Source organism: Arthrobacter senegalensis, from assembly GCF_059091765.1.
Genome location: NZ_JBNHGZ010000002.1, coordinates 648068 through 674699 on the forward strand (window position 1 = coordinate 648068; position 26632 = coordinate 674699).

Annotated in this window: 27 protein-coding genes; 16 read left to right on the forward strand and 11 right to left on the reverse strand. The window is 66.9% G+C overall.

Going from position 1 to position 26632, the window contains the following annotated elements; all coding sequences use genetic code 11:
• Window position 1 precedes the first annotated feature (1 nt).
• From AC5RVG_RS08425 to AC5RVG_RS08445, 5 genes are all read right to left on the reverse strand, one after another.
• Window positions 2-1603 carry an aldehyde dehydrogenase (NADP(+)) gene (locus AC5RVG_RS08425; protein WP_494013475.1) on the reverse strand — a complete coding sequence of 534 codons (1602 nt, stop codon included), beginning with the start codon at window positions 1601-1603 and terminating at the stop codon, window positions 2-4.
• Window positions 1604-1635: 32 nt separating this feature from the next.
• The gene (kdgD, locus tag AC5RVG_RS08430; protein WP_494013476.1) at window positions 1636-2562 is read right to left on the reverse strand and encodes a 5-dehydro-4-deoxyglucarate dehydratase; all 927 of its coding nucleotides are present in this window, start codon (window positions 2560-2562) and stop codon (window positions 1636-1638) included.
• Window positions 2563-2682: 120 nt separating this feature from the next.
• Window positions 2683-3072, reverse strand: a complete 390-nt coding sequence (locus tag AC5RVG_RS08435; RefSeq protein ID WP_494013477.1) for a universal stress protein — start codon at window positions 3070-3072, stop codon at window positions 2683-2685.
• Window positions 3073-3125: 53 nt separating this feature from the next.
• Window positions 3126-4661 carry a tripartite tricarboxylate transporter permease gene (locus AC5RVG_RS08440; protein WP_494013478.1) on the reverse strand — a complete coding sequence of 512 codons (1536 nt, stop codon included), beginning with the start codon at window positions 4659-4661 and terminating at the stop codon, window positions 3126-3128.
• A 16-nt stretch (window positions 4662-4677) separates the two neighbouring features.
• Entirely contained in the window at window positions 4678-5187 is a 510-nt protein-coding gene (locus AC5RVG_RS08445) for a tripartite tricarboxylate transporter TctB family protein (protein ID WP_494013479.1), read from the reverse strand.
• 583 nt (window positions 5188-5770) lie between these two features.
• Between AC5RVG_RS08445 and AC5RVG_RS08450 the strand changes: the two genes are divergently transcribed.
• The 3 genes from AC5RVG_RS08450 to AC5RVG_RS08460 all read left to right on the forward strand — a co-directional run bounded on the left by AC5RVG_RS08450 (window position 5771) and on the right by AC5RVG_RS08460 (window position 7371).
• Window positions 5771-6589, forward strand: coding sequence for a class I SAM-dependent methyltransferase (locus AC5RVG_RS08450; RefSeq protein WP_494013480.1), 819 nt, complete (start codon window positions 5771-5773; stop codon window positions 6587-6589).
• Between the two features lie 100 nt (window positions 6590-6689).
• Window positions 6690-6875 (forward strand): PspC domain-containing protein, encoded by a 186-nt coding sequence (locus AC5RVG_RS08455; RefSeq protein WP_494001169.1) that lies wholly within the window; start codon window positions 6690-6692, stop codon window positions 6873-6875.
• Between the two features lie 73 nt (window positions 6876-6948).
• Window positions 6949-7371 (forward strand): GNAT family N-acetyltransferase, encoded by a 423-nt coding sequence (locus AC5RVG_RS08460; protein WP_494013481.1) that lies wholly within the window; start codon window positions 6949-6951, stop codon window positions 7369-7371.
• Window positions 7372-7464: 93 nt separating this feature from the next.
• On the opposite strand, the gene AC5RVG_RS08465 is transcribed toward AC5RVG_RS08460, so the two are convergent.
• Window positions 7465-9213, reverse strand: a complete 1749-nt coding sequence (locus tag AC5RVG_RS08465) for an L-aspartate oxidase (protein ID WP_494013482.1) — start codon at window positions 9211-9213, stop codon at window positions 7465-7467.
• A 73-nt stretch (window positions 9214-9286) separates the two neighbouring features.
• On the opposite strand from AC5RVG_RS08465, the gene AC5RVG_RS08470 reads away from it, so the two are divergent.
• Together AC5RVG_RS08470 and AC5RVG_RS08475 are read left to right on the forward strand one after the other, a co-directional pair.
• Window positions 9287-10264 (forward strand): LysR family transcriptional regulator, encoded by a 978-nt coding sequence (locus AC5RVG_RS08470; RefSeq protein WP_494013771.1) that lies wholly within the window; start codon window positions 9287-9289, stop codon window positions 10262-10264.
• Between the two features lie 208 nt (window positions 10265-10472).
• Window positions 10473-11831, forward strand: coding sequence for a protein kinase domain-containing protein (locus tag AC5RVG_RS08475; protein ID WP_494013483.1), 1359 nt, complete (start codon window positions 10473-10475; stop codon window positions 11829-11831).
• 21 nt (window positions 11832-11852) lie between these two features.
• Here AC5RVG_RS08475 and AC5RVG_RS08480 read toward each other — a convergent pair whose 3' ends face one another.
• Window positions 11853-13058: an alpha-hydroxy acid oxidase gene (locus AC5RVG_RS08480; RefSeq protein WP_494013484.1), complete on the reverse strand. Its 1206-nt coding sequence runs from the start codon at window positions 13056-13058 to the stop codon at window positions 11853-11855.
• Between the two features lie 25 nt (window positions 13059-13083).
• On the reverse strand, window positions 13084-14400 hold the full coding sequence (locus tag AC5RVG_RS08485; protein ID WP_494013485.1) for an MFS transporter: 1317 nt from the start codon (window positions 14398-14400) through the stop codon (window positions 13084-13086).
• Window positions 14401-14498: 98 nt separating this feature from the next.
• On the opposite strand from AC5RVG_RS08485, the gene AC5RVG_RS08490 reads away from it, so the two are divergent.
• The 10 genes from AC5RVG_RS08490 to AC5RVG_RS08535 all read left to right on the forward strand — a co-directional run bounded on the left by AC5RVG_RS08490 (window position 14499) and on the right by AC5RVG_RS08535 (window position 22233).
• Complete coding sequence (locus tag AC5RVG_RS08490; protein ID WP_494001163.1) at window positions 14499-15158, forward strand: GntR family transcriptional regulator; 660 nt, start codon at window positions 14499-14501, stop codon at window positions 15156-15158.
• Between the two features lie 230 nt (window positions 15159-15388).
• Window positions 15389-16375, forward strand: coding sequence for an ABC transporter ATP-binding protein (locus AC5RVG_RS08495; RefSeq protein ID WP_494013486.1), 987 nt, complete (start codon window positions 15389-15391; stop codon window positions 16373-16375).
• Between the two features lie 2 nt (window positions 16376-16377).
• Entirely contained in the window at window positions 16378-17226 is an 849-nt protein-coding gene (locus AC5RVG_RS08500; protein WP_494013487.1) for an ABC transporter permease, read from the forward strand.
• Between the two features lie 37 nt (window positions 17227-17263).
• Entirely contained in the window at window positions 17264-18514 is a 1251-nt protein-coding gene (locus tag AC5RVG_RS08505; protein ID WP_494013488.1) for a sensor histidine kinase, read from the forward strand.
• Window positions 18507-19226 (forward strand): response regulator, encoded by a 720-nt coding sequence (locus AC5RVG_RS08510; RefSeq protein WP_494013489.1) that lies wholly within the window; start codon window positions 18507-18509, stop codon window positions 19224-19226. Before AC5RVG_RS08505 ends, AC5RVG_RS08510 begins: the two co-directional genes overlap by 8 nt.
• A gap of 343 nt (window positions 19227-19569) precedes the next feature.
• Window positions 19570-19875 (forward strand): 30S ribosomal protein S6, encoded by a 306-nt coding sequence (gene rpsF, locus AC5RVG_RS08515; RefSeq protein WP_136787676.1) that lies wholly within the window; start codon window positions 19570-19572, stop codon window positions 19873-19875.
• Window positions 19876-19969: 94 nt separating this feature from the next.
• A complete protein-coding gene (locus AC5RVG_RS08520) occupies window positions 19970-20542 on the forward strand; it encodes a single-stranded DNA-binding protein (RefSeq protein WP_494013490.1) in 573 nt (190 codons plus the stop codon).
• A 58-nt stretch (window positions 20543-20600) separates the two neighbouring features.
• On the forward strand, window positions 20601-20840 hold the full coding sequence (gene rpsR, locus AC5RVG_RS08525) for a 30S ribosomal protein S18 (protein ID WP_136787674.1): 240 nt from the start codon (window positions 20601-20603) through the stop codon (window positions 20838-20840).
• A 27-nt stretch (window positions 20841-20867) separates the two neighbouring features.
• Window positions 20868-21317 (forward strand): 50S ribosomal protein L9, encoded by a 450-nt coding sequence (gene rplI, locus AC5RVG_RS08530; protein WP_493988326.1) that lies wholly within the window; start codon window positions 20868-20870, stop codon window positions 21315-21317.
• 76 nt (window positions 21318-21393) lie between these two features.
• Window positions 21394-22233, forward strand: a complete 840-nt coding sequence (locus tag AC5RVG_RS08535; protein WP_494013491.1) for a PhzF family phenazine biosynthesis protein — start codon at window positions 21394-21396, stop codon at window positions 22231-22233.
• Window positions 22234-22243: 10 nt separating this feature from the next.
• On the opposite strand, the gene AC5RVG_RS08540 is transcribed toward AC5RVG_RS08535, so the two are convergent.
• Window positions 22244-22681: a DUF1801 domain-containing protein gene (locus AC5RVG_RS08540; RefSeq protein ID WP_494013492.1), complete on the reverse strand. Its 438-nt coding sequence runs from the start codon at window positions 22679-22681 to the stop codon at window positions 22244-22246.
• A 90-nt stretch (window positions 22682-22771) separates the two neighbouring features.
• Entirely contained in the window at window positions 22772-23569 is a 798-nt protein-coding gene (locus AC5RVG_RS08545) for a hypothetical protein (protein WP_494013493.1), read from the reverse strand.
• Window positions 23570-24062: 493 nt separating this feature from the next.
• Here AC5RVG_RS08545 and dnaB point away from each other — a divergent pair, with 493 nt between their 5' ends.
• Window positions 24063-25430, forward strand: coding sequence for a replicative DNA helicase (gene dnaB / locus AC5RVG_RS08550; protein ID WP_493941666.1), 1368 nt, complete (start codon window positions 24063-24065; stop codon window positions 25428-25430).
• A 25-nt stretch (window positions 25431-25455) separates the two neighbouring features.
• On the opposite strand, the gene AC5RVG_RS08555 is transcribed toward dnaB, so the two are convergent.
• Window positions 25456-26415, reverse strand: a complete 960-nt coding sequence (locus tag AC5RVG_RS08555; RefSeq protein ID WP_494013494.1) for a M28 family peptidase — start codon at window positions 26413-26415, stop codon at window positions 25456-25458.
• Window positions 26416-26632 lie beyond the last annotated feature (217 nt).

The window sequence follows — 26632 nt, forward strand, 5'->3', positions numbered from 1 at the left end:
GTTACTCTCCGGCCAGTTCCAATGCGCCGTCGATCCGGCGGTTCAGCTTCCAGGGGTTCTCCTGCTGCACCGGTGCCGGCAGCAGGGCATCGGGAATGTTCTGGTAGGCCACCGGGCGCAGGAACCGCTCGATCGCCAGGGTGCCGACCGAGGTGGTGCGGGTATCGGAGGTGGCCGGGAAGGGGCCGCCGTGGACCATGGCGTGCCCGACCTCGACGCCGGTCGGCCAGCCGTTGGCCAGGATGCGGCCTGCCTTGCGCTCGAGCACCGGCAGCAGCGGGGCCACGGTGGCGTGGTCCTCGTCGGTCATGTGCAGGGTGGCGGTCAGCTGCCCTTCGAGCCGCTTGGCCGCAGCCAGCAGGTCCTCGGTGGAGGTGTAGCGGACCAGCAGCGAGGCGGCGCCGAAGATTTCCTCGTGCAGCACCTCATTGGTCAGGAAGGTGCGGACGTCGGTGCCGAAGACCGCCGGGGCGGGGGCGTTCTGCGTGGCGCCTTCCTGGCCGCGGGCCACCAGGTCCACCCCGTCCTGCTTGCCGAGGGAGTCGACGCCGGCGGTCCAGGAGTCGGCGATGCCGCGGGTCAGCATGGTCTGGCCGGCGGCCGGGGCCAGGGCGCGGCCCACCGCGGCCGCGAACGCGTCCCCGGCCTCGCCGGCGGGCACGAAGGCAAGCCCGGGAGCGGTGCACAGCTGCCCGCTGGAACCGGTGACCGAGCCGACGTAGGCCGCGGCCAGGGCGTCCAGGTCGCCCTTGAGCGCGCCGTCGAAGAAGAACACCGGGTTGATCGAGCTCATTTCGGCGTAGACGGGGATGGGTTCCGGCCGTGCCGCGGCGGTGGCCACCAGGGCGGTGCCGCCGGAGCGGGACCCGGTGAACCCGACGGCCTTGATGGCCGGATCGGCGACCAGGGCCTGGCCGATGCTGGCGCCGGGGCCGTAGACCAGGGAGAACACGCCCGGGTGCAGGCCGGCCTCGGCCACGGCGTCGGCGATGGCGTGCCCGACGATTTCGCTGGTGCCCGGGTGGGCGTTGTGGGCCTTGAACACCACCGGGCAGCCCGCGGCCAGGGCGGAGGCGGTGTCTCCTCCGGCGGTGGAGAAGGCCAGCGGGAAGTTGCTGGCACCGAAAACGGCGACCGGGCCCAGCGGAACCTTGCGCTGGCGGATGTCCGCCCGCGGCATCGGCCGGCGGTCCGGCTGGGCCGGATCGATGCGCACCCCGCGGTGGTCGCCCTGGCGGATTACCGCGGCGAACAGGCGCAGCTGGCCGGTGGTGCGGCCGCGTTCCCCGTTCAGCCGCGCGGCGGGGAGGCCGGTTTCGGCCATCGCGCGTTCGACCAGCTCTTCACCGACGGCTTCGATGTTCTCGGCGATCTTCTCCAGGAAGGCGGCATGCGTTTCCGGCTCCAGCGTGCTGAAGGAGGCGAAAGCTTCCTCGGCCGCGGCAGTGGCGGTCGCCAGCTGGGCAGCGTCGATCAGGCTGTAGGCCGGTTCGAGGACTTCGTTGGTGGCAGGGTCGAAGCCGTTGACAGTGCCGCCGGTACCGGTCACGGCTTCACCGGCGATGATCGAATGGCCTGTCAATGAAATGGTCTGGGTGTCCATGAGGGTAAACTCCTTTCTCCTGATAGGGGCCCTCACGCGGACTGCAAGACGTGGGCGTCAATCAGGGCCTTGAGATCCGCGAGGTCTTGATCGGTCAGGTCCTGCAGCGGCGGACGAACGCCACCCGCGTCGCGGCCGACGGCCTTCAAGCCGCCCTTGACGATGGAAACACCGTAGCCCTTGACCCGGTCGCGGATGTCCAGGTAGGGGAGCACGAAGCGGTTGAGCTTCTCGGTCACGGCACCGCGGTCCTGGTTGCGGACGTCGCGGTAGAAATCCAGGGCGAACTCCGGCACGAAGTTGTACATGGCGGAGGAGTAGGTGCTCATGCCCAGCTGCAGCAGCGGCAGGGCAAAGGTCTCCGCCGTCGGCAGCCCGCCCAGGTAGAACAACCGGTCACCGTTGGCCGCGACCACCTTCGTGAGATGCTCGATGTTGCCGAGTCCGTCCTTGAACCCGATGAAGTTGGAATGCTTTTCGGCCAGTCTCATCACAGTCTCGGCGGAGTAGATTGCGTTTGCGCGGTTGTAAATGATCACCCCGAGGGACGTGGCCGAACAGACCGCGTCGACGTGGGCTTCCAGGCCCCGCTGGTCGGCTTCGGTGAGATAGGGCGGAAGCACCAGCAGGCCCTCGGCTCCCGCGGCCTCGGCGTCCTGCGCGTTGCGTACGGCCTGGTTGGTGGGGCCGGTGGCGGGGGCCAATACGGGGACTATATTCCCGACCTCCGCTACGGCTGCTCGGACCACTGCGTTGATCTCCTCCGGGCTCAGGGAAAATCCCTCGCCGGTGCCGCCGGCGGCGAACAGCCCGGCCGCTCCCGCCGACGCCTGCCAGGCGAGATGTTCTCGGTACCGGGTCTCGTCAAAGAGCAGGTCGGCGTCGAAGGCTGTGACGGGGAAGGAGAGCAGGCCGTTCTTGAGGCGGTCGGCCAGTTCTTGGGGGGTGTGGGTTGCCATGATGAGGATCCTTCGTTTCAAGTCGCCCGGGAGGCGAGCAGTCGTTGTACGTTGTCGATTTCAGCAAGGGCAGATAGGCGCCCGAAGCCTTCGCAGGTGTTTTTTGGGACGGGTGCGGTGCTACCGAGCCTTGACAGCAAGAACAGGGCAGGCTGCTTCCAGGAGGATGCGCTGGGCATCGCTGCCCATCAGAACCTTGCCCACTTGGGAACGGCGCCGGATGCCGATGACCAGGAGCTCAACGTTCTCTGTCCCGGAGGCTTCGATCAAGGCGTCGGCGGCGTCCGTTTCGGTGAGCCTCTCGGCCCGCGCCCGCACGCCGACCGCCGCCGCCTTCTCCACGAGGGCCTGTAGTTCGGACTCATCGGCCAGCTTGGGGTCCACGCGGGAGTGACGGTCGGTGGCGTTCATGATCACGAGTTCGCGGCCGAGTTCGGCGGCGAGGGCGAGCGACTTCTCAAAGGCCGCGTGTCCGCGGTCGTTGGGGATGTAGCCGAGGAGGATGCTCATGTTTGTTGATTCCGTTCCCTATTCGTCTGGATTGCCGTCAGTTGCCGTTGCGCCTAGTCTTGGCGGGCCTTTTCGCGGGTGTGCAGGGCACTGTTTGTCTTCGCCTGCTGACGCCGCAGCACCCACGTCATCGCCGGTGCCGCGAAGATCGCCAGTACGACGCCGACGGCCAGGGAGATGGAGATCGGGCTGCCGACGAAGATCGCCATGCTGCCATCCGCGAGCCGCATCGACTGCCGGAAGGAAGTTTCCAGCAGCCCGCCCAACACGAAGGCGAGCACCAGGGGCCCGGGCGGATAGCCGGTCTTCTTCATGAGGAAGCCGATCACGCCAAAGACAAGGACCAGGAACATGTCGAAGACGCTGTTGCGTACCGTGTAGACCCCGATCATCGTGATCAACACAGTGATCGGGTTCAGGATGGTGGCCTTGACCTTGAGCAGCTTCACGAAGATGCCGATCAGCGGAACGGAGAGCAGCAGCAGGAAGACGTTGCCGATGTACATCGAGTTCACTACGCCCCAAAAGACGTCCGGATGCTCGTTGATTAGCTGCGGGCCGGGCGGAATACCCTGCAGCAGCAGGGCACCGAACATGATGGCCATGGTGCCGTTTGCGGGGATACCCAAAGTCAGCAGCGGGATGAAGGAGCTCGTGGCAGCGGCGTTGTTGGCGGTCTCGGGGCCCGCGACGCCCTCGATCGCGCCCTTGCCGAAGCGCTCGGGATTTCGGGCAAGCTTTTTTTCCGTGGCGTAGGAAACCAGCGAGGCTACGGTGGCACCGCCGCCGGGCAGGATCCCCAGGATGAAGCCGGAGATCGAGCCACGCGAGATAGCGCCCGCGGACTGCCGCAAGTCCCTGCGGGAGGGCAACGCACGCTTGAAGTTAGGGGTGCCGGCGGTCGCCGAAGGAGGCCCGGCCATGTTGTACAGGATCTCGCCGACGCCGAAGAGGCCCATGGCTACGATGACAAAGTCGATGCCGTCGGCGAGGTTATGAGAGCCGAAGGTGAAGCGGCCCACGGCCGTGACGGGGTCCCGCCCCACCGTGGCCAGCAGCAATCCGACCGTCGCGGAGACGGCCGCCTTCCGGGCCGATCCGTTGCCCAGTGAGGACACCAGCAGGATGCCTAACAGTGCCAGCAGGGTGTACTCGGCCGGACCGAAGTCCAGGGCGAAGGAGGCCACCAGAGGCGCGAGAAAGGTCAGCGCCACGATGGAGATGGTGCCGCCGATGAAGGACCCGAAGGCGGCGATGCCCAAGGCGGCCCCTGCGCGTCCCTGGCGGGCCATCTGGTAGCCGTCCAGGGCGGTAACCACGCTGGAGGCTTCACCCGGCAGGCGCAGCAGAACGGAAGTGATTGTGCCGCCATACTGGGCTCCGTAGAAGATGCCGGCCAACAGGATGATGGCACTGGCTGGCTCCATGGAGTAGGTGATGGGCAGCAGAATCGCGATGGTTGCCGCGGGGCCGAGCCCGGGCAGCACGCCGATCAGCATCCCGAGGGTGACGCCGATCAGGCAGAACAGCAGGTTGCCCGGCTGCAGCACCACGTCGAACCCGGAGAGGGCGTCGTTGAAAATATCCATTCTGTGGTGTCGCTTCCTAGAAGAGATGCGGGATGGGGACGGAGAGCATAAGGATGAACAACCCGTAGACCACCGCTGTGGCTACGACTGCCACCGTGACCGCGGTGCGCCAGCGTTCCCTGCCCAAAACCTTGATCCAGAAGAACAGCAGCAGCACGGTCGGGATCTCGAAGCCAATAACCGGCAGCAGCAGGGCATAGATCACCAGGCTGGCGACGCTGAACCCCACGGTGACGATGCCGCGGTCGAAGGCCTCGACGTCGTCATCCTGCCGGGCTTTCAGCAAAGCTGCGGCTGAGGCGGCGACCATGGCCAAGGAGATAACCAGCGGCCACAGCCCTGCCCCCGGTGCGCTGAAGGATCCGATGCCGAGCGTGACGGACACGATGACACCGAACACCCCTAGGGCCAGCGGGACGAGAGCACCAAGACGGGCGGTGGTAATCCCTCCGCGCTCAGCCTGCTCCTCGAACTCGAGCTCCTGAGGTTCCGTGTGCCCGCCCGGGGTGCCGGCCGCCGAGCTCATTGCTTACCCGCAGGGCTATGAATTCCAACCCGATCGGCTGTTTGGAGCTGCGCTCCGTCCTGGATGCCATCAAGTCCGGTAAAGCCCAAGCCGATTGTTTCGGGCCAGGCGATGGTGGAAAGTGCGTGCTTCCAGTGCCTCGGATAAGTAGGCATTGCTTTTCCTATCGTCATTGATGAGAGCGGCGTACACAGAGTCACCCATGAGGGCATGTTGCAGGCCTGCCGGTTGGGCATGGTGAGCCGGCTCAAACGTTCGGCAGGCAGCAGCAGAGTGTGATGCCAGCCACTTGGTATACCGTCATGCCAATATACCAACACAGAAGGGTTGCTATGCAAGCATTGGCTGAAAATTTCATGCGGGCGCCAAGGAGCACTCCCTACATCTGATGCAAAGCTCCCCAAGAACCGGGAGCGCGCCGGGCTGCCTCGTGGTCGGGAGCGACCACGGGTACCCGGCCCGACCGCGTTGCCGCTTGGCGGGGACGCCCTGCTCGCCCGCGTTCTACTGGAAATTATTCGAACCCGGCCCCATCCTTGAAGAACCCCCGAACCAGGGGCCTCAATCGCAGGAGGCAACGGTCATGAGCAATCAACCCGACGATTCGGGGATCAAGGCAAAGCACCGGGCCATGTGGGCCCTCGGCGACTATCCCGCCGTCGCCACTGAGGTGATCCCGGCGCTGGGCACCGCACTCGTCGAGGCCAGCGGCATCGGGAAGGGCGACCGTGTCTTGGACATTGCCGCCGGTTCCGGCAACGCGGCTATCCCCGCCGCACAGGCAGGGGCACAGGTTACCGCGGCCGACCTTACTCCCGAGCTGTTTGAGAAAGGGCGCCGGTTGGCCGAGGAGGCAGGGGTTTCCGTGGACTGGCAGGAGGCCGACGCCGAGAACCTTCCGTTCGGCGATGGTACTTTCGATGCCGCGATCTCCTGTGTGGGGATCATGTTCGCTCCCAACCATCAGGCGAGTGCCGACGAACTCGTCCGCGTGCTGCGGCCCGGCGGCACGATCGCCCTCGCCAACTGGACTCCGGAAGGCTTCATCGGCCAGATGTTTGCGACCATGAGGCCTTACGCACCCCCGCCGCCTCCGGGGGCGCAACCACCGCCGCTGTGGGGCAAACAGCAGCACGTGCAGGACCTGCTCGGGGATCGGGCCACCGACGTCGTCGCCCGGCGCGAAAAACTGACGGTCGAAAGGTTCGCCACCGCCGGGGAGTTCCGCGACTTCTTCAAGGCCACATACGGTCCCACGATCAACACCTACCGCTACATCGCGGACCAACCCGACCGGGTCCAAGCCCTCGATGAGGAACTCGAAGAACTGGCCAGCCGGCACGATCTCGGCGGCGGCCGGATGGAATGGGAGTATCTGTTGTTCACGGCCCGCAAGAAGTGACCGTGCCGGTCTAGCGGCCGGGAAGCAGATCGGGGCCTGAGAACCCGTTTCCGTCGCGGGATGCTGTTCGGAAACCGGTTCGGGTTACTAGACTGAGGCCATGGCTGCTGCATTGGTTCGTCCCCGGAATGGCAAGCTGATTGCCGGTGTCTGCGCCGCCCTGGCCGCCCGTTTCGGCCTGCCGAAAGTGCTGGTGCGTCTCGGGTTCGTGATCTTCGGACTGGTCGGTATCGGGGAACTGGTCTACATCGCTCTGTGGATCATGATCCCCAAGGCCCAGGTGTAGTCTTCGCGCCCCTGCACAGGCCGGGCCTGCCAGTCTTCCTCACCGGGCGGGACTCCAGATCACCTAGAGTGGGATGGTGTCGCTTCGCTTTCCGTACCAACTTGTTCCGGCCGCTCCCTCCGTCCATGACTACCTCAGGTTGCGGACCGGCAGCGGGCTGTCACGGAGGACCCGCGAGCAGGGAGAAGCCGCGATTGCGGGTTCATGGTCGTTCAGGCATGTCATCGGTCCGGCCGGGGAGCCCGTGGGAATGGGCCGCGTCGTAGGAGACGGCGGCTGGTACTTCGTCATCGCCGACATGGCTACCCTGCCGGAACATCAACAGCGCGGCGTCGGCGGCGCCGTGCTCGATAGCCTGCTCGAAGACATCCGCACGCGCGCGCCACGCGGTGCCTACGTCAGCCTCACCGCAGACCCACCCGGTCGCAGACTCTACGAGTCACGCAGCTTTGCGGACGTCGGAGCCGCTGCCGACGCCATGCACCTCTACACCTGACGAGCGAGTTTCAGCGGGCGGGGGAGGGCGCGATGCCCAAATCGAAGCAACTTCAGTGAGGACAGAGACCGCCGGCTTGCTGGCAGGTCAGCGCTACTCGACGAGCTTGCCCGCTACCGAGTCGTCGACGCCGGCCTCGGCCAGGGACCGGAAGGAGTCCGGGGCAGGGGGCAGGGCCTCGAAGCTGACTCCCTCGGTCGGCGACCAGACGAAGTTGCCCTGCAGCGACGGATCCATCTCGGGAAAGTCCGCCCGGTTGTGGCAGCCCCGCGTCTCACGCCGCTCAAGGGCGCATTCGAGCGTGGCCCGGGCCGCGAGGAGCGAGCCCAGCAGGTCGTAGGCGTGCGCCAGGTCGTCGAACCCGGCGATGTCCGGGTGCGCGGTGACGTGCCGCGCGCGTTCTTCGAGGGCGGCAAGCCGTTGCAGGCCGTCCTGCAGCCCCTGCCCGGTGCGCACGACGCCGGCGTGCTCGGTCATCAGGTTGCGCACTTCGCGCTGCAGCCGCCGGGCTGACTCCGTCCCGCGCTCGCTGAGCAGGGCCTGCATCTCGGCGCGGGCCGACTCGACGGCGGAGGGGTCCCGGCGAACATTGGTGCGGGAGGCCGCGTACTCTGCGGCGTGCTCGCCGGTGATGCGCCCGTAGACGAGCAGCTCGATCAGCGAGTTCCCGCCCAGGCGGTTCGCCCCATGCAGGCCCGAGGACGCCTCGCCGATCGCGTACAGCCCGTCCACGCCGGTGCCGTGGTCCTCCGGGGCCACCCAGACCCCGCCCATGGAGTAGTGAGCGGTCGGGGCGATCTCCATCTTGGTGGTCGTGATGTCCACCATCTGCAGGTCGATCAAGGTGCGGTAGACCCGGGGCAGCTTCTGCAGGATGACCTCCCGCGGCAGATGGGACACGTCCAGATAGACCCCGCCCTTCTCCGTCCCCCGGCCCGAGGCGATCTCGGTATACCCGGCCAGGGCCACCCGGTCGCGGGTGGACAGCTCCATGCGTTCGGGATCGTAGCGCTCCATGTAGCGCTCGCCGAGCGCGTTGGTGAGGATGCCGCCTTCGCCGCGTGCTGCCTCGGAGACGAGTGTGCCGGCAGCGTCGTCGGGCTCCAGCAGTCCGGAGGGGTGGAACTGGACCAGCTCGGCGTCCCGGATCCGGGCTCCGGCCAGGGCCGCCAGGCGGAAGGAGTCGCCGGTGTTCTCGTCCCGCCGGGAGGAGGTGTGGCGCCAGATGCGGGTGTGCCCGCCGGCGGCCAGGATCACCGCGTCGGCGTGGATCTGCACGGGCGTGCCGTCCACGACGTCGAACCCGTAAGCACCGAAGACAGTGCTGTCGGCCACCAGCAGGCGGGTGATGTAGATGCTGTCGATGATGTGCACGTTCAGTTCAGCCGCGCGGCGCATCAGGGTGCGCTGGATCTCCAGGCCGGTGTAGTCGCCGGCGTAGGCAGTACGGCGGTACTTATGCGCGCCGAAGAAGCGCTGGGAAATCCGCCCGTCTTCCTCCCGCGCGAAGGGCATCCCCCACCTTTCCAGGTCCTCGATGCCGTCGGCGGCATTGCGCGTCACGGTCTCCACGATGGCCGGATCGGCCAGGAAATAGGACTCGCGCAAGGTGTCGGCGGCGTGCTGCTGCCAGCTGTCCTCGGGATCCATGGTGGCCAGCGCGGCGTTGATGCCGCCGGCCGCCAGCGTGGTGTGGGCGTCGTGCTTGCGCCGCTTGCCCACCGCCAGCACCTGGACCCCGCGCTGTGCCAGTTCGATGGAGGCGCGCAGCCCGGCACCACCGGTACCAATGACGAGGACAGAGGTGGACATCAGCCGCTCAGCGGCGTGCTTTGGGGTCATATCTCCATGCTAGGAACGCGGGTATGATGAGTCCAATGCATTGTCCGACTGAACCTGATGCAAAAAGGCTATGATGAAACTCGAGCAATTGTCCTCCTTCGAGGCGGTGGCCCGGAACGGCCACTTCACCCGTGCCGCCGAGGAGCTCTTCCTCGCCCAACCGTCCCTGAGCCGACAGATCGCCGCGCTGGAGGCCGACGTGGGCACCAAACTGTTCCGCCGCGGACCGGCCGGGGTGACGCTGACCGACGCAGGCGAGGTGCTGTTGCCCATCGCCCGGCGGATGCTGGGCGACGCGCGGTTCGCCCGCGAGCAGATGGACGAACTGGCCGGGCTTCGGCGCGGCCACGTCCGGCTCGGCGCCCCGCCTACCCTGTGCGTCTCACTGGTTGCCGACGTGCTGGCGGCCTTCCGGGCCGCGCATCCAGGAGTGGACCTGCACATCACGGAGGGCGGCTCGCGCTCCCTGGTGGACGCTCTGAACGAGAACGCCCTGGATCTTGCCCTGATGGTCACCCGCGGGGCCGAACCATCCGTAGCCGGCACCGAGCTGATCCCCTTGCTTTCCGAGGAACTGGTGGTGATCTCAGCCGCGGGCTCCCCGATGTCAGGACACGGGAAGGAGCAACCGGGCGAAAGTGCGACCCGGGCCGAGCTCACCCTGGCGGAGCTGGCGGAGATCCCCCAAGTCGCGTTCAACCGCAGCTACGACCTGCGCGTGGCCACCGACGCGGCCTTCTCCGCTGCGGGACTTACCCCGACGATCGCCGTCGAGGGCGCCGAAATGGACGCAGTGCTCCGATTCGTGGAACGCGGGCTGGGAGTGGCCGTGGTTCCGGCCATGGTGGTCATCGACCGCCCCACGCTGGACAGCACCCGCCTGGTGAGCCCCCACCTGACCCGAACCGTGAACTTGGCCCGGCGTACCGACGTCCCGCCCTCGGCCGCGGCAGCTGCCATGCAACAGTTCGTCTTTGAAACCGTGGACCGGCTGGCCGCCCCAGGCACCGACCTCTCGCGACTCGTGACCGTGACGCCGCGTCGCGGATGAGCTCGCATCAGGCAGCAAAGCGGACTCGCTCAACGGACTCCTTCTGCTGCCCGGTGGCGCGGGCAAAGCTCCGTACGCGGCCGAACACGGGCAGAAAGCCCAAGCGCTGCCGCGGCGGGGCGCCGCTGCACCGTAGGATACTAAGGGTGCTGTTAAACAGGCAGCCGGGAAGCAGGAGACGTTGGCGCCTCATCTAGATCGATCCGGAATGCTGCTCGACGGGCGCTACCTGCTGAAGGATTTGGCAGGTACCGGAGCGAACGCCAAGGTTTACCGGGCTCGAGATGAGGTTTTGGGGCGGGAGGTAGCCGTCAAGGTTATTCAGCGGCCCACTATGAACGAGGAAGAATTCCACCGCGACAACGCCGAGATCAAGCTTTTGGCCCGGCTAAACCACCCGAATCTGGTGACCCTGCTGGACGCAGGCATCGACAAGATCGAAGCCGGACATCCGCAAATTTATCTGGTGATGGAACTGATTGAAGGCGCCGACCTGAGGGTGCGGCTGGCCGAAGGTGCCCTCCCGCCCCGCCACGTTGCCCAAATCGGCCGCGAATTGGCCGAGGGACTGGCCTACATCCACAGCACCTCGGTCGTCCACCGCGACGTAAAACCGGGCAACATCATGCTCTTTAATTACGACGACGACGGGTCGCGCCTGCGCGCCAAGCTCGCCGATTTCGGAGTCGCCATGGTGGTTTCCGATGATGCCCATGTTCCGGGGGTCTACGGGACGGCTGCCTACCTCAGCCCGGAGCAAGCGAGGGGCGAACCGATAGGCCCGCCCAGCGACATTTATTCGCTGGGCCTGGTTCTGCTCGAATGCCTTACCGGCCAGGCTGCCTTTCCCGGCCCGCCGCTGGAGTCGGCTGTTGCCCGTTTGCTGCGTGATCCGGACGTCCCCGCCGGATTCGGGCCGGAGTGGGCAGGGTTGCTGACCGCCATGATGGCACGTGAACCAGGGGAACGGCCCACGGGGCGGGAGGTGGCACTGGCATTGGCTGATTTGGGGCTCGCACTCCGGGGCCGGCACAGGGTGGACGCATCCATAATCCCCGTAGACGAAGCTCAACGTATGGAAGCGGTTCGACGCTACGAGATCCTGAACACCCCGCCGGACGGAGCGTACGACCGCATCACCGCACTGGCCTCCCGCCTTCTCGCCGCCCCGATTGCCATTGTCAGCGTGGTGGACCACGATCGCATCTGGTTCAAGTCACACCACGGCCTGGACGTCGAGCAGATCGACCGGGAACCCGGACTCTGCGCCTCGGCCATCCTGCAGCACGGACCCTGGGTCATCAATAATGCGCCCGCGGATCCCCGGGCGTTTGCCAACCCGCTGGTGGCCAGCGACTTCGGGTTGAAGTTTTATGCCGGCGTCCCGCTGAGAACCCGGGACGGATTCAACCTGGGCACCCTCTGCGTACTGGACTTCGAAGCGCGCGACTTCAGCGACGAAGATACTCAGACGTTGGAGGACTTGGCCGCCCTGGTCATGGACGACTTGGAGTTGCGCCTGGAAAGCCGCCGGTACCAGTCGCCCCCTGCCGCTGTGGCGGTCTGAGCACTCCGTGGTGAGGCCCGGTTAGGTGCGCAGCAGGTGTGGTTTCAGGTCCGCGATCGTCGCTGCGCCGATGAGCTGCATTGTCACCTCAATCTCTTTCGCGAGCAGGGTGATCACCCGCTCGACGCCCTCGCGCCCGCCGGCCATGAGCCCGTACAAGTAGGCGCGCCCGATGAGGGTGAAGTCGGCGCCCGCGCACAGCGCAGCGACGATGTCCGCCCCGGACATGATGCCGGAATCGAGGATGATCTCCACCCCTTCCCCGGCTTCGGCCCGCACTTCGGGCAGCGCGCGGAGCGAGACCGGCGCGCGGTCGAGTTGCCGCCCCCCGTGGTTTGAGACGATGAGTCCGTCTGCTCCGGCGTCGAGCGCCCGGCGCGTGTCCTCGGCCGTCAGCACGCCCTTGACGAACAGCTTCCCGCCCCACTCCGACCGGATCCATTCAAGGTCCTCGATCGAGAGCGACGGATCGAACATCGAGTTGATCAGCGTGGGCAGGTCCTGGCTGGTCCCGGACAGCGACGCGAACGTGAGCGGGTCGGTGGTGAGGAAGTTGAACCACCACTCGGGCCGGTAAGAGGCATCGAGCACGGTCTTGAGCGTGAGTCTGGGCGGCATTGTCATGCCGTTGCGGGCGTCCCGGAGACGCTGCCCGGCGACCGGTGTGTCCACGGTGACGAGCAGCGTGTCGAAGCCCGAGGCCTCCGCGCGGCGCAGGAGGTCCAGCGATTTCTGCCGGTCCTTCCACAGGTACAACTGGAACCAGCGCCGGCATTCGGGGGCGGTGGCGGCAACCTCCTCGATCGAGCGCGTGCCCATGGTGGACAGCGAGAACGGGATGCCCGCCCCAGCGGCAGCAGCCGCGCCCCCGTCCTCGCCTTCGGCGTGCATGAGCCGGGTAAAGCCGGTCGGCGCAATCCCGAACGGCAGCGATGAAGTCCTGCCCGCGATCGAGGTCGAGAGGTCCACGTTCGCGGTGCCGTGCAGGATGCGGGGGAGAAGCTCGACGGCGTCGAACGCCTCGCGCGTGCGTCTCGCCGTGAGCTCCCGCTGGGCCGCGCCGTCCACGTAGTCGAACGCGGCCGTGGGCGTGCGGCGCTGTGCGATCGCGCGAAGATCCCACACATCCGCGGCGTGCGCGAGCCGCGCAGTCCGGCGATCCAGGGTCGGCAGGTCGAACTTCAGCAGCGGGCGAAGTTCGCTCACACGGGGGAATCTGCGCTTCATGGTGCTACCTCCAAGGTTGTGGAAATCACGGTGCGGTGGTGCCGCGGCCGCGGGCCAGCAGCACAGCGATCACCGAGGACGCGCAGCAGGCCGCAAGGAACAGTGCCGCCGACCACGTACTGCCCTGCGCAGCGGCGATGAGCGCGCCTGCGATGAGGGGGCTCAGGCCCGCCACGATCGCGCCATTGAGTTCGCGCGCGAGCCCGACGCCGGAGAAGCGTCGCTCGGGCGGGAAAAGGTTGGTGAGGAATGCGCCCTGGGCGCCGCTGGTCATCGCGACGACGACGCCGTACCCCACTCCGATCGTGGCTGTCGCAACAGCGACCGACCCGCTCGCCAGGGCGGCGAACAGCGGGAACGCGAACAGCGCGCCGGCCGCGGAACCGATCGCGAGAATCCGGCCAGCTCCGAAGCGGTCGGAAACCCATCCGCCCGCGGGTGTCGCGACCACGCCCGCCAGCGATCCGATCGTGACGGCCAGCAGCGCCTCGGGACGGCTCATCCCGACGGCGGGGGAGGCCATGAAACCGATCGCAAACACCGCCATGATGTAGTTCAGCGCATTGTGGCCAGTGATGGAGAAGAACCCGATCACCACGGCCATCGGGTCCTTGCGCAGGAGTTCGACCACGGGCCGCCTGCGCTTGCGGTCCTCGTCGGCGTGCTCGCTCGCCTGACGGTATTCCGGCGTCTCCTCGAGTTTGGAGCGGATGAACAGCGCCACGAAGAACAGGACGGCGGAGGCGAGGAACGGGATGCGCCAGGCCCAATCGAGCAGCGCGGCGTCGCCTGCGGAAGAGGCCCAGAGGAAGGCGACGGTCGCGAGGGCGATGCCGGCGGGTGGCGTCGCCAGCACGATGGCAGTGAAGTAGCCGCGCCGTTTGGCGGGGGCGAACTCGGCGACGAGCGTCATGGCCCCCGCGAGCTCGGCGCCCGCGCCGAGGCCCTGCAGGAGCCGGAACACGACGAGAAGGAGGGGTGCAGCAGCCCCGATGGCGGCCGCGGTCGGCAGCAGGCCGATGCCCACGGTCGCGGCACCCATGAGCAGGATCGTCAGGAGCATCGCCGGTCGGCGGCCGTGCCGGTCGCCCAGATGCCCGATCAACACCCCGCCCAAAGGCCGGGCCACGAAGCCCACGGCAAAGGTCGCAAACGCCGCCAGCGACGCCCCGGACCCGGTCTCCGCGAAGAAGAGCGGCCCGATGACGAGGCCGGCCGCTGCGCCGTACAGTGCGTAGTCATACCACTCGATGAGCGTGCCGAGGGTCGCGGCGAAGAGCGCGCGACGAGCGCCCGGGGTAAGCCTTGCGGGACTGCTGGCAACGGCGGTGTTGCTAGTCATGGTTCCTCCTAAGGGCGGACGCGAAGCAATGGTATATCTGAAAGATATTTCTAGCACGCAGTGATATGCTTCACAAGAATGTTTCGTGAGGGGGTTCCGTGGCCGAGTCGATGACCGATCGGGTCGCCGGCGCCTTGCGCCGGCAGATCCTTGCGGGGAACCTGGCCCCGGGATCCCTCGTGGTCGAGCCACGGCTCGCCGAGGAGTTCGGCGTCTCGAAAACCCCTGTGCGGGAGGCGCTGCGCCTGCTCACCACGGAGGGACTCCTGACAGTGCTCCCCAAAAAGGGCTACCTGGTGATGACCATGAGCTCGCATGACGTCGCCGAGGTCCTCGACCTCCGCATGCTCCTGGAGCCGCATGCCTGCGCGAGTGCCGCCGACTATGCGGACCACGCCCTGCTGGCCACGCTGCGGGACCTTTTGGACAATCAGCGCGAGAAGGCCGCTGCTGAACCGCTCGTGAGCATGGAGCACGCCTACTCGTTCCACCGGGCCTTGGCGCGTGGCGGCCGGAACCGCCGGCTTGACGAGTTCCTGGCCCGTTGCCTCGACGAGACCTCCCGCGCCTACCGCGTGCTGCCCGGCCTGCACGCCCACCTGGCGGCCGAGCAGGAACTCGTGGAACACGAGGCCATCTTCACGGCCGTGGCCGCCGGCGACGCCGCGGGTGCGGCCGACGCAATGCGCAGCCACCTGCGCAGCGTACGGTCCGCGATGGCCCGCCAGTTCGAGCGGCCCAGCGACCTCTGGGCTTAGTGCTGGCACCTTTTCCGGTACACAGCAGCGTTCCGGGAACGGTCAGGGGCCGCTCAGGGCTTCCCCCGGTAACGCCCGCCTGCCCGCGGCACGTAGCGTCATCCGTAAGGACGACCCGGCCGGACGCGAAGATCATCCCGCAGTGCGGTGTGCGGCCGGCCGGCACTCCGTAACGTATTCATTGGCCCCGGGAATCCGGGCGCTACTCCAATCCACGAAGGACGGTTCAGATGATCGAGGCACAGGGCCTGGTCAAGGTCTACGGAAACAAACCGGCAGTGCAGGGCGTCTCCTTCACCGTGCAGCCGGGCCGGGTGACCGGTTTCCTGGGTCCGAACGGCGCCGGCAAGTCCACCACCATGCGCATGATCATGGGCCTGGACCGTCCCACCGCCGGTGACGTCCTGGTCAACGGCAAGCACTACGCCAAGCACCGGGCCCCGCTCCGGGAAGTCGGCGCCCTGCTCGACGCCAAGGCGGTGCACACCTCCCGGACCGCGTACAACCACCTCCGGGCCATGGCCGCGACCCACAGCATCCCCACCAAGCGGGTGCGCGACGTGATCGAGCTGACCGGACTCGGCGCGGTGGCCAAGAAACGTGTCGGCGGATTCTCGCTGGGCATGGGGCAGCGGCTGGGCATCGCGGCCGCCCTGCTCGGCGATCCGCAGACCGTCATCCTGGACGAACCGGTGAACGGGCTGGACCCGGAAGGCGTCCTCTGGGTGCGCAACCTGGTCAAGGCACTTGCGGCAGAGGGTCGGACCGTGTTCCTCTCCTCGCACCTGATGAGCGAAATGTCGGTCACCGCAGACCACCTGATCGTCATCGGGCGCGGCCGGATCATCGCCGATGCGCCCATCCAGGACATCCTCAACAACCGGGCGCAGCGGGTGCGCGTACGCACCGACCGGCCCGACGTCCTCACCCGCGCGCTGGCCGGGGAGGGGGTCACCGTCGAAGCCCGCGAACCGGAACTGCTGGAGGTCAGCGGCGTCCCGGCGCGGGACATCGCCGAGACGGCCCTCGCCCAGCAGGTGCTCGTCTATGAGTTGACCCCGCTGCAGGCGTCCCTGGAGGAGGCCTACATGGACCTGACCAAGGACGAAGTTGAATACCATTCCGGCCCGGTGGCCGATGTACACGACAACGCCGGCAGTGCAGGCTCGGGACGGCATGCTGCCGTCGCCGCCGGCGTCGGCCAGGAAGGAAAGTGACCATGAGCGCTGCAACCCTGACCCCGCAGGCGGGCCGTGTCACCGGCCCCGGCGTGAGCTTCCCCCGGACCTTGAAGAGCGAGTGGATCAAGTTCACCACGCTGCGTTCCACCTGGGTCCTGCTGGCCACCACCGTCGCGGTGATGGTCGGCATCGGACTGCTCGGCGGCTGGGGCGTGGCCACCGGGATGGAGCAGATGGAGGCAGCCGGCCAGGATCCGGCGGCCGCCGGCATGGATGAGTCCATCCTGTACCTCATGACCAGCGGCGGGATCGACTTCGGCCAGCTGATCATCGGTTCACTGGGCGTGCTGCTGATCGCCTCCGAATACTCCACCGGCATGATCCGCTCCACCATGACGGCCGTGCCGTCCCGGCTGTCGCCGCTGTTCGCCAAGGCGCTGGTCGTCGCCGTCGTCGCAGCCGTCGTCGGAATTGCGTCCAGCTTTGCCACCTATTTCCTGCTGCAGCCGATCCTGGCCAATTACGGCAAAGAATTCGGGCTCGACGTGGAAAACCTCGTCCAGTCCATGCTGCTGTCCGGCCTCTACCTGGCGGTGGTGGCGTTGATGGCGCTGGCGCTCGGATCCTTGCTGCGCAACAGCGCCGGCGGCATCGTCACGCTGGTCGTGCTGCTGCTGGTGCTGCCCATCGTCGCCCAGATCATCCCCTTCGACTGGGTCCAGGACGGCGTGATGCCCTACCTGCCCTCCAACGCGGGACGCCAAATGCTCATGCTCGAAACGGCCGAGGGCGACCTGACCCAGTGGCAGGGCGGGCTGGTCATGGCGGCCTGGGCGGCAGTACTGCTGGCCGGGGCGGCCGTGACCACCAAGACACGGGACGTCTAGGCGCAGCCGGGCCTAACGCGTGAATCAAAAAGCCTCGGTGAAGGAGGCGGCGGAACGAACGGCCGCCGTCTCCTTCACCGAAATATCGTCCAGGCGCCGGGGACCGATCCGGCGCTACTTCCACACCCACCCCGTGGTGATGGACTGGGTGCTGGCCGGCATCCACGTGCTGTTCGGCCTGCCTAATGCCCTGATCACGGCGGTCGCCGGCGAATGGCCGCCGTTGCTTTTGCTGCTGGCCGGCGGCGCCGCGCTGGTCTGGCGGCGCCGGTCGCCGCTGCTGGTGCTGGCCGCCATCGCCCTGGTGGACTTTCTGATCGTGGTGCTGACCAGTACCGGCAGCGGCTCCTTTGCCATGTGGTTCGCCGTCTACACGGTCGCCACCGCCCGGCCGGCCGTCCAGGCCATCATCGCAGCGGTCCTCGCCGCCGTGCCCATGCTGGTGGGGATGGGCGTCCGGATGCCGCCGGAGATCGTCAAGCAGATTGCCCTCGGACAGGTTCCGAGCTACGTCGGACTGGTCACCGGCCTGGTGCTGGTCCTGGCCAACGTCATCGCCGCGGGCATCGGGGTCACGGTGCGCCGGGACCGGCTCCACGACGCCGAACTCCAGCGTTGGGCCACTGACAACGCCCGGCTGGCGTCGGCGACCGAACGCACCCGGATCGCCCGGGAGATGCACGACGTCGTGGCACACTCGCTCTCGGTGATGATCGCGCTCTCGGATGGCGCCGCCGTCGTCGCGCGCAAGGACCCGGAACGCGCCGGCCAGGTTTTGGACCGGCTGTCGGCGACCGGCCGGTCGGCGCTGGCCGACATGCGCAGGGTGCTGGGGGTGTTGCGCAGCGAAAACGGAACCGACGCGGCCCCGCTGGCGCCGGTGCCGTCCGGGGATCAGCTGACCGGGCTGCTGGACGGCTTCCGGGCCGCTGGCTTGCCGCTCCGCACGGTCATGGCAGGACCGGCGTTGCCCGAGGACCAGAATTTCCGGCTCACCGTGTTCCGCATCGTGCAGGAGTCGTTGACCAACGTGCTGCGCTACGCCAAGGACGCGTCCAGGGTGGACGTTGCCCTGATCCGCGACGGCGACGCCGTGCACATCACGGTGGCCGACGACGGCCGGCCGGACGGGCCGGCCGATTCACTCGGCGCCGGGCAGGGCCTGCACGGCATGCGGGAGCGGACCGCCATCTACGGCGGCCGCGTTGCCGCCGGTCCGCGCTCCGGCGGTGGTTGGATGGTGGAGGCAACCCTGTATTGGCCCGGAGAGGAAAACACGAGTGTCTGAGAGCGCGGACGGCAGCGAGGCCGGGCCGGTAAAAGTGCTGCTGGTGGACGACCAGCCGCTGCTGCGGATGGGGTTCAAGCTCATCCTGGAGGGCGAAGACGACGTCGCGGTGGTGGGGGAGGCGTCCGACGGCGCCGAGGCCCTGCGGCTGGCGCATGACCTTGCGCCCGACGTGGTGCTGATGGACGTGCGGATGCCGGTCATGGACGGTATCGAGGCCACCCGGCAGATCGTGGCTGCCGGCTTGTGCGCGCGGGTGATCATCCTGACCACCTTCGATCTGGACGAGTATGCCTTTGCCGGGCTGCAGGCCGGGGCCAGCGCCTTCCTGCTCAAGGATGTGGCACCCGCGGAACTGGTCCAGGCGGTGCGCCTGGTCGCCAGCGGCGACGCCGTGGTGGCGCCGCGGGTGACGGCGCGCCTGCTGGAGACCTATGTGCGCGGCCTGGCCCCGGGCGGCAGCCCGGCCGCGCCGCCGCAGCGCGACCCGTTGCTGGATGACCTGACCCCGCGCGAACTGGAAGTGCTGCGGACCATCGCCGAGGGTCTTTCCAACGCGGAGATCGCCCACCGGTTCTTCCTCTCGGAGGCGACCGTCAAGACGCACGTCCGGCGGATCCTCGCCAAGCTGCACCTGCGCGACCGGGTGCAGGCCGTGGTGTACGCGTACGAGACCGGGCTGGTGGTGCCCAGCCTGGGGCTGGACTACTGACACCGCCGATCCCCGGGGCGGGGCGCTCGGGAGCTTGTGCCGCAAGGTGCCGCAAGGTGCTGGCTCCCGACCTGTGGAGGACAGCGCTTCCGGCCTCCCGCCCTGTGGAGGACGGCGCTCCCGGCCTCCCGCCCTGTGGAGGACAGGTCCGGCCAGCGGATTCACGAGCCCGGACCGCCGTCCGGTACCATTGGTAAGTCTGTGCTGTCGGCGCCGGCCGGTATTTCCTGTGACAATAGCCAAAACACACGGAAGTCGCCGCGCGGTGGCAGGCAGGCAACGCAACAGAACCTCCTGTTACGGAAAGACCGTGACCGCTTAGCCCGAAGGAGGTGGGTTCACAATGCGTGCTTATGAACTGATGGTAATCATCGACCCCGAGGTCGAAGAGCGTACCGTAGAGTCCTCGCTCGACAAGTTCCTCAACGTTGTCCGCAACGATGGTGGAACCATCGACAAGGTGGACATCTGGGGACGCCGCCGGCTCGCCTACGACATCAAGAAGAAGTCCGAAGGCATCTACGCAGTGGTCAATTTCACCGCCACTCCCGCCACTGCTGCTGAGCTTGACCGCCAGCTTGGTCTGAACGAGACCATCCTGCGCACCAAGATCATCCGCCCGGAGGAGCAGAAGATCTCCGCTGAGTAATCAGCTGTGATCGCCGCCCCCTTTCCGGGAGCGGCATTGACGAAGACATTCCCGCGCGCCGCCGGCAACCGGGACCAGGACATCAGGAGGCAACATGGCAGGCGAAACCGTTATCACGCTCGTCGGTAATCTCACCAACGATCCCGAGCTGCGGTTTACCCCGTCCGGGTCCGCGGTAGCGAACTTCACCGTTGCATCCACGCCGCGGACCTTCGATCGCCAGTCCAACGAATGGAAGGACGGGGAAACCCTGTTCCTCCGCGCGTCGGTGTGGCGCGAAGCTGCCGAGAACGTCGCCGAAACCCTGACCAAGGGCATGCGCGTGATCGTTCAGGGCCGGCTGAAGTCCCGTTCGTACGAAACCAAAGAGGGCGAAAAGCGTACCGTCATGGAGCTTGAGGTCGACGAAATCGGCCCCTCGCTGCGCTACGCCTCTGCCAAGGTCACCCGTACCCAGCGCTCCGGCGGTGGCCAGGGCGGCTTCGGCGGCGGCCAAGGCGGCGGCTTTGGCGGCGGTGGCTTCGGCGGCGGCCAGAACCAGGGCGGTTGGGGCGGACAGCAGTCCGGCCAGCAGCCCGCACCCCAGGACGACCCCTGGGGAGCACCGGCCGGCGGTACCTCCGGCGGCTGGGGCAACGGTCCGGACTCCAACGAACCGCCCTTCTAAAACAAACCCCATCCCGTGGAAAAGATCCACGGGCTCCACAAGATAAAGGAGCTCCACGATGGCTAAGGCTGAAATTCGTAAGCCCAAACCAAAGTCCAATCCCTTGAAGGCCGCTGACGTCACCGTCATCGACTACAAGGACGTAGCTTTGCTGCGCAAGTTCATCTCTGACCGCGGAAAGATCCGCGCCCGCCGCGTGACTGGCGTCACCGTGCAGGAGCAGCGCAAGATCGCACTGGCAATCAAGAATGCCCGCGAAGTTGCCCTGCTGCCCTACTCCGGCGCTGGCCGCGGCTAAGCGAAGCGAAGAGGAGAGAGTACTGACATGGCAAAGCTCATTCTGACCCACGAAGTGACCGGTCTCGGCACTGCTGGCGATGTCGTCGAGGTAAAGAACGGTTACGCCCGTAACTACCTTCTGCCCCGCGGCTTCGCCCTGACCTGGACCAAGGGCGGCGAGAAGCAGGTGGAGTCCATCAAGGCTGCACGTGCCGCTCGCGAGATCGCATCCCTGGAAGACGCGCAGCAGCTGGCTGCCCAGCTGTCCGCCAAGCCGGTCACGCTGACCGTCAAGGCCGGCGAGTCGGGACGCCTGTTCGGCACCGTCAAGCAGGCCGACGTTGCTTCCGCTGTCGAGGCCGCCGGCCTCGGCGCCATCGACAAGCGCAAGGTCGAACTGACCGAGCACATCAAGTCGGTGGGCGACTACCAGGCCACCGTGCGTCTGCACGAAGAGGTCTCCGCCGTCATCGACCTGAAGGTCGTTGCAGGCTAACAGCCTCGCTGTCGCTGCAGGCCGGGTCCGTCCAGGACCCGGCCTGCAGCGTTTAACGCCCGGTACGCTGGAGGACGTGAGCACACATCAGTTCAGCCAGGTAGACGTCTTCGCCACCGGCCCCTGCACGGGCAATCCGCTGGCGGTCGTCTCGGGTGCCGGCGGCCTCAGCGAAGAGCAGATGCAGCGCTTTGCCAACTGGACCAACCTTTCCGAGACCACCTTCCTCCTGCCGCCCGAAAACGCTGCAGCCGACTATCTGGTCCGGATCTTCACGCCCAGCGGCGAGCTGCCCTTCGCGGGCCACCCGACGCTGGGCACGGCCTACGTCTGGCTCGCCGCCGGCGGGCAGCCGAAGGCGGTCGGAGAGATTGTGCAGGAATGCGGCGCCGGCTTGGTCAAGGTCAAGCACGACGGCGGGCGGTTGGCTTTCGCTGCGCCGCCCCGGCGGCGGACCGGGCCTCTCCCCGAGGAGAACGTCGCGAAGATCTGTGCCGCGCTGGGGATTGGACACGACGAGGTGATTCGCCACCAGTGGGCGGACAACGGCCCCGAGTGGCAGGCCCTGCAGTTGCGGGACGCCCAGGCCGTCCTCGACGTCGTGCCCGACTATGCCGCCCTGTCACCGTTCGGCGTCGGACTGATCGGCGCCCATCCCGGCGGCTCCGCCGTCGACTTCGAAGTCCGCGGGCTCATGGGCTTCGAAGACCTGCCGGCGGAGGATCCGGCGACCGGCAGCCTGAATGCCGCGCTGGCGCAGTGGCTGATCGACGAGGGAGCGGCACCCGCTGCGTACACCGTTCGGCAGGGAACGGCGCTCGGCCGGGACGCCCGGGTCTACATCGACTCCGACGGCGGGGAGGTCTGGGTCGGCGGGTCGGTCGAGACAGTGATCAGCGGGACAATGGAGCTCTGAACCGGCCGCCCTAACGCTGGCCCTGCAGGGACTCGTGGTCGGTGGTGGTCATGTGCCGGTAGCCGAGCTGGACCAGTTTCCTCAGCACGTCGAGGTCGATGTCCGCGAGCTTGTTGATGTACAGGCACGCGGCGCCGGTTTTGTGCTTGCCCAGGCGCTCCAGCAGCGGCGCGGAGCCGGGCGCGTACGTCAGGCCGTAGAGGGCCAGATTGGCCTTCCGCGGCGAGAAGCCCACGGCGGCGGCGTCACCCTCGCGGCCGCTGGCATATTTGTAGTGGTAGCTGCCGAAGCCGATGATCGAGGGGCCCCACATGACCGGTTCCTCGCCGGTCACTTCCCGCATGAGGCGCAACACGGTCTCGCCGTCCTGGCGCCGCACCGGGTGTTCTACCGATGCAAGGAACACGTCGACGGGTACGTCCGTGGGTGCAGTCTTGTTCTCGGCCATGGCTGAAGTGTTCCAGAAAGCCCTGCCCGCTGCCAGCACCGCCAGGGGCCCGGGATCGTTGCGGCGCCGGCCGCGCGTGCGGACCTGTAGTTAGGGCTCCTCGTCCGGCTCGATCAAATCCACGAATTCGCGCGCTTCCACCTCGGTCGCTTCCGAGTGCTCCAGCAGCAACCGGACGGCGCCGTCGCGATCTCCCCCCAGGGCCGCGGTGCGGATGCGCTGGAACACTGCGTCGTTCAGGCGGGTGCTGGCCACCTCCCTGATGGTGTCGCCTTTGGACACGATGGCCCGGTACCGGTATCCGGCCGGCTCGGGAAGCGGTGCGGGAGCCGGCGCCGCCGGCGGCACCACCTTGTCCGCGGGGTCCGCGGGGTATGCGGGGGCCGCCGCCCGTGGCTCCTCGTCCTCCGGCAGGTCCGCAGCGGCTGCCTGATGCGGCGCCTCGTCCCCCGGGTGAGCCGGGGGAGCCTCCCAGGCTTCCTTGTCCTCCGGGCCTGCCGGGGACGGCTCCCCGGACCCCTCGTCCTCCGGGCGGAGGGTAGGGGCGGCACCCTGGCGGGGTGCCGTGTAGGGCTGCGGGTGCGCGGACATCTGCGCGACGGCGGAGGTAGCCTCCCGGAGCCCGGCACCGGTGGCGGTGCGGTATTCCCGGATCGCAGCAAAAGCCTGCCCCTGCGCGATCAGCGCGTAGACGGCTGTGTGTTGCTGCTGGTTCAAGCGCCCGCTGGCCGCCGCGGCGGCCTCCCGGGTCGTGGCAGCTGCCGGCCTTGCCGACGATCCGCTCCCCGGGCGGGGCCCGCGCGCCTTGTTACGCGCAAGCAACCGCATAATTACCAGGCCGATCACGACCACCAGTACGGCGATGAGCAACGGCACCACAAATTCCATACTTGAATCGTACGTCCCGGACCATGGCCCGCGCGCCAACAGCCTTCGAAAGAGGGCATCACAGCCCTGTAATTCCAGGCTGTGGATAACCCGTGGATAAGTTTTGCCTTACGCGTCTATTCCGAATCTGTCAACAGCAAAAATCGCGGAAAAATCAACAACAAATTTCTTTTTGTCCACAGCCCGTGGATAGCGTTTCCGCAGGTCAGAACGGGGTTACTCACGAGTCAACTAATGTTTCCACAGCTCTGCGCACAGCCTGTGCACAAGACACGCCCACTGATCCACATTTTATCCACAGGGGGAGTGGATAACTCGCTTGGTGGGAAGGGGGAAGGGGGTTACCGTTGCGGAGTATCCCACTCGCACCCCGCTCGCTGAATTGCAGTACGCGCGCCCTTGGCGGTCCGACGAAATCGTCCGATCCGGCTGGTAATTCTGAACCTGAGGGGGATGCGGTATCCGGTTCGATGAGCAAAGAAAGCAGGCAGCGGTGTCGTTAGCGCACGCGGATTCGGCAACAGGTCGGGACTCCGAATTCGGCCGCACGCCGCCGCAAGACCTCGTCGCCGAGCAATCGGTCCTGGGTGGCATGATGCTCTCCAAGGACGCCATCGCCGACTGCGTTGAAGTGCTCCGCGGCGTGGACTTCTACCGCCCCGCCCACGAAAGCATCTACGAGGCCATCATCGACCTCTACGGCCGCGGCGAACCGGCCGACGCCGTCACCGTTTCCGACCTGTTGACCAAGCGCGGCGAGATTTCCCGCATCGGCGGACCCGCCTATCTGCATACCCTGATCCAGTCCGTGCCCACGGCCGCCAACGCAGGCTTCTACGCGGAGATCGTCCGGGAACGCGCCGTGCTCCGCCGCCTGGTCGACGCCGGCACCAAGATCGTTCAACTGGGCTACTCGCAGGACGGCGAAGTCGACGCCATCGTCAACCAGGCCCAGGCCGAGATCTACGCCGTCGCCGAGCGCCGCACCGCCGAAGACTACGTCCCGCTCAAGGACATCATCGAAGGCACCGTCGACGAGATCGAATCCGCCGGACACCGCGGCGAAGGCATGACCGGCGTGCCCACCGGCTTCTACGAACTCGATGAGCTCACCCAGGGCCTGCACGGCGGGCAGATGATCGTCATCGCGGCCAGGCCGGCCGTTGGCAAATCCACCTTCGCACTGGATTTTGCGAGATCTGCCGCGATCAAGAACAACATGACGACGGTCTTCTTCTCCCTGGAAATGGGCCGGAACGAAATCGCCATGCGCCTCCTCTCCGCGGAAGCCACCATCGGGCTTCAGGACCTGCGCAAGGGCACCATCAAGGACGAGCAGTGGGGCAAGATCGCCACCACCATGGGCCGGATGAACGACGCGCCCCTGTTCATCGACGACAGCCCCAACATGTCCCTGATGGAAATCCGGGCCAAGTGCCGGCGGCTCAAGCAGCGGCACGACCTGAAGCTGGTGGTGCTCGACTACCTCCAGCTGATGTCCTCCGGCAAGCGCGTCGAATCCCGCCAGCAGGAAGTCTCGGAGTTCTCCCGTGCCCTGAAACTGCTGGCCAAGGAACTCGAAGTCCCCGTCATCGCGCTTTCGCAGCTGAACCGTGGCTCGGAGCAGCGTACGGACAAGAAGCCGATGGTTTCCGACCTGCGCGAATCCGGTTCGATCGAGCAGGACGCCGACATGGTCATCCTGCTCCACCGCGAGGACATCTACGACAAGGAATCCCCGCGCGCCGGCGAAGCCGACGTCATCGTGGCCAAGCACCGTAACGGCCCGACCAAGACCATCGTGGTCGGCTTCCAGGGCCACTACTCACGCTTCGCCAACATGGCGGTCGAGCACGGCTAGCAGCCGTAGGGTTTCAGCCCACTTGTCATTTACGACCTTGGGGAGGGGTTCTACCCGTGCCCGCTGGCTTGAGGGCGCCGTGGTCATTGGCCAGGCGGGTGGCGGCATGCGTGATCGCCTCGGTCATCAGGCTGAGCACATCCAGATCGACGTTGCTGAGGTCGTCGCCTGGCCGGTGATAGTTCGGATCGCAGGGCCGCTTGGCGGTGCCGCCGAAAAGGCGGGCCTGCTTGGTGGTTTTCTTCTCGTCGTCTCCGCTGTACAGCCCGCCCACGGCAACACCCTTCTTGACGAAAGACAACTGGTCCGAGTCCATGTCCCAATCGGTGGCGACCCAGGGCTGGTCCCGGGCGTCGAAGTAGTCAGTGAAGACGTCCATGATCTCCGTCGAACCTTCGGGCACGTCGTGATGAGGCTTGGCGTCCCGTGCGTCGTAGACGCCAATGATGGGGTTGGGCGAGGCGATCATGTCGAAGTTCAAGTAGGCCGCGATCCTGTCGAGTGCCTCGCTGTCGCGCTTGGCCAGGTGCTTGACGTAGTGCCGGGACCCGTATTCCTTCTTGTACTCCTCGGCACCCCACCAGGCGAAACGCACCTTGTTGCTGAGGCCCTCCTGCCGTCCGAGTGCTTTGGCGGCCTCCACCACGGCCGCCACCCCGGAGCCGTTGTCATTGATCGCCGGACAGCCGGGCACCCCGTCGAGGTGGGCCCCGAGCATGATCACGTTCTCGTCGCTGCCGGATGCGGTCTCGGTGAGGACATTGAAGGTCTCGATCTGCTCGCCGCGATGTTTGAAGGTGAAGTACTGGCGCGTGCTGCGATAGCCGGCACTCGCGAGTTGGCGTTCGACGTACTGGGCCGCGGCCTCGTACCCGGAGGTGCCGGTCGCGCGGTCGCCGTGCTCCTCGGTCAGGGCCTGGAACTCCTCTAGATGCTCGTAGGCGGCGGGAACCTTGCCCGGTGGGATCACGAGGCCTGATCTCAAGCGCCGGCTCAGCTTCATATCGTCCTATCCAGTACGACCCGGAGACTGCAGTCTACCCTCCTCTCCGTGATGCACAACATAATTTCACTTGACATGCTGTAAAGATAACGGGCAGACTGTGTTCCACGCCTCACTGCCGAGGCGCGGCTCTCCGAGGCAATGGGCGTCCCCATCGTCCGGCTTCCGACCCCCACCCAGGACGATCAAAGGAGCACAC

Coding starts and splice junctions, on each gene's coding strand:
- AC5RVG_RS08450 (WP_494013480.1), top strand. CDS start 5,771: ATGAGCAATCAACCCGACGATTCGGGGATCAAGGCAAAGCACCGGGCC.
- AC5RVG_RS08475 (WP_494013483.1), top strand. CDS start 10,473: ATGCTGCTCGACGGGCGCTACCTGCTGAAGGATTTGGCAGGTACCGGA.
- rpsF (WP_136787676.1), top strand. CDS start 19,570: ATGCGTGCTTATGAACTGATGGTAATCATCGACCCCGAGGTCGAAGAG.
- AC5RVG_RS08465 (WP_494013482.1), bottom strand. CDS start 9,213: ATGACCCCAAAGCACGCCGCTGAGCGGCTGATGTCCACCTCTGTCCTC.
- AC5RVG_RS08440 (WP_494013478.1), bottom strand. CDS start 4,661: ATGGATATTTTCAACGACGCCCTCTCCGGGTTCGACGTGGTGCTGCAG.
- AC5RVG_RS08545 (WP_494013493.1), bottom strand. CDS start 23,569: ATGGAATTTGTGGTGCCGTTGCTCATCGCCGTACTGGTGGTCGTGATC.
- rpsR (WP_136787674.1), top strand. CDS start 20,601: ATGGCTAAGGCTGAAATTCGTAAGCCCAAACCAAAGTCCAATCCCTTG.
- AC5RVG_RS08495 (WP_494013486.1), top strand. CDS start 15,389: ATGATCGAGGCACAGGGCCTGGTCAAGGTCTACGGAAACAAACCGGCA.
- AC5RVG_RS08520 (WP_494013490.1), top strand. CDS start 19,970: ATGGCAGGCGAAACCGTTATCACGCTCGTCGGTAATCTCACCAACGAT.
- AC5RVG_RS08455 (WP_494001169.1), top strand. CDS start 6,690: ATGGCTGCTGCATTGGTTCGTCCCCGGAATGGCAAGCTGATTGCCGGT.
- AC5RVG_RS08500 (WP_494013487.1), top strand. CDS start 16,378: ATGAGCGCTGCAACCCTGACCCCGCAGGCGGGCCGTGTCACCGGCCCC.
- AC5RVG_RS08470 (WP_494013771.1), top strand. CDS start 9,287: ATGAAACTCGAGCAATTGTCCTCCTTCGAGGCGGTGGCCCGGAACGGC.
- AC5RVG_RS08460 (WP_494013481.1), top strand. CDS start 6,949: ATGGTGTCGCTTCGCTTTCCGTACCAACTTGTTCCGGCCGCTCCCTCC.
- AC5RVG_RS08485 (WP_494013485.1), bottom strand. CDS start 14,400: ATGACTAGCAACACCGCCGTTGCCAGCAGTCCCGCAAGGCTTACCCCG.
- AC5RVG_RS08445 (WP_494013479.1), bottom strand. CDS start 5,187: ATGAGCTCGGCGGCCGGCACCCCGGGCGGGCACACGGAACCTCAGGAG.
- kdgD (WP_494013476.1), bottom strand. CDS start 2,562: ATGGCAACCCACACCCCCCAAGAACTGGCCGACCGCCTCAAGAACGGC.
- AC5RVG_RS08425 (WP_494013475.1), bottom strand. CDS start 1,603: ATGGACACCCAGACCATTTCATTGACAGGCCATTCGATCATCGCCGGT.
- AC5RVG_RS08435 (WP_494013477.1), bottom strand. CDS start 3,072: ATGAGCATCCTCCTCGGCTACATCCCCAACGACCGCGGACACGCGGCC.
- AC5RVG_RS08480 (WP_494013484.1), bottom strand. CDS start 13,058: ATGAAGCGCAGATTCCCCCGTGTGAGCGAACTTCGCCCGCTGCTGAAG.
- rplI (WP_493988326.1), top strand. CDS start 20,868: ATGGCAAAGCTCATTCTGACCCACGAAGTGACCGGTCTCGGCACTGCT.
- AC5RVG_RS08540 (WP_494013492.1), bottom strand. CDS start 22,681: ATGGCCGAGAACAAGACTGCACCCACGGACGTACCCGTCGACGTGTTC.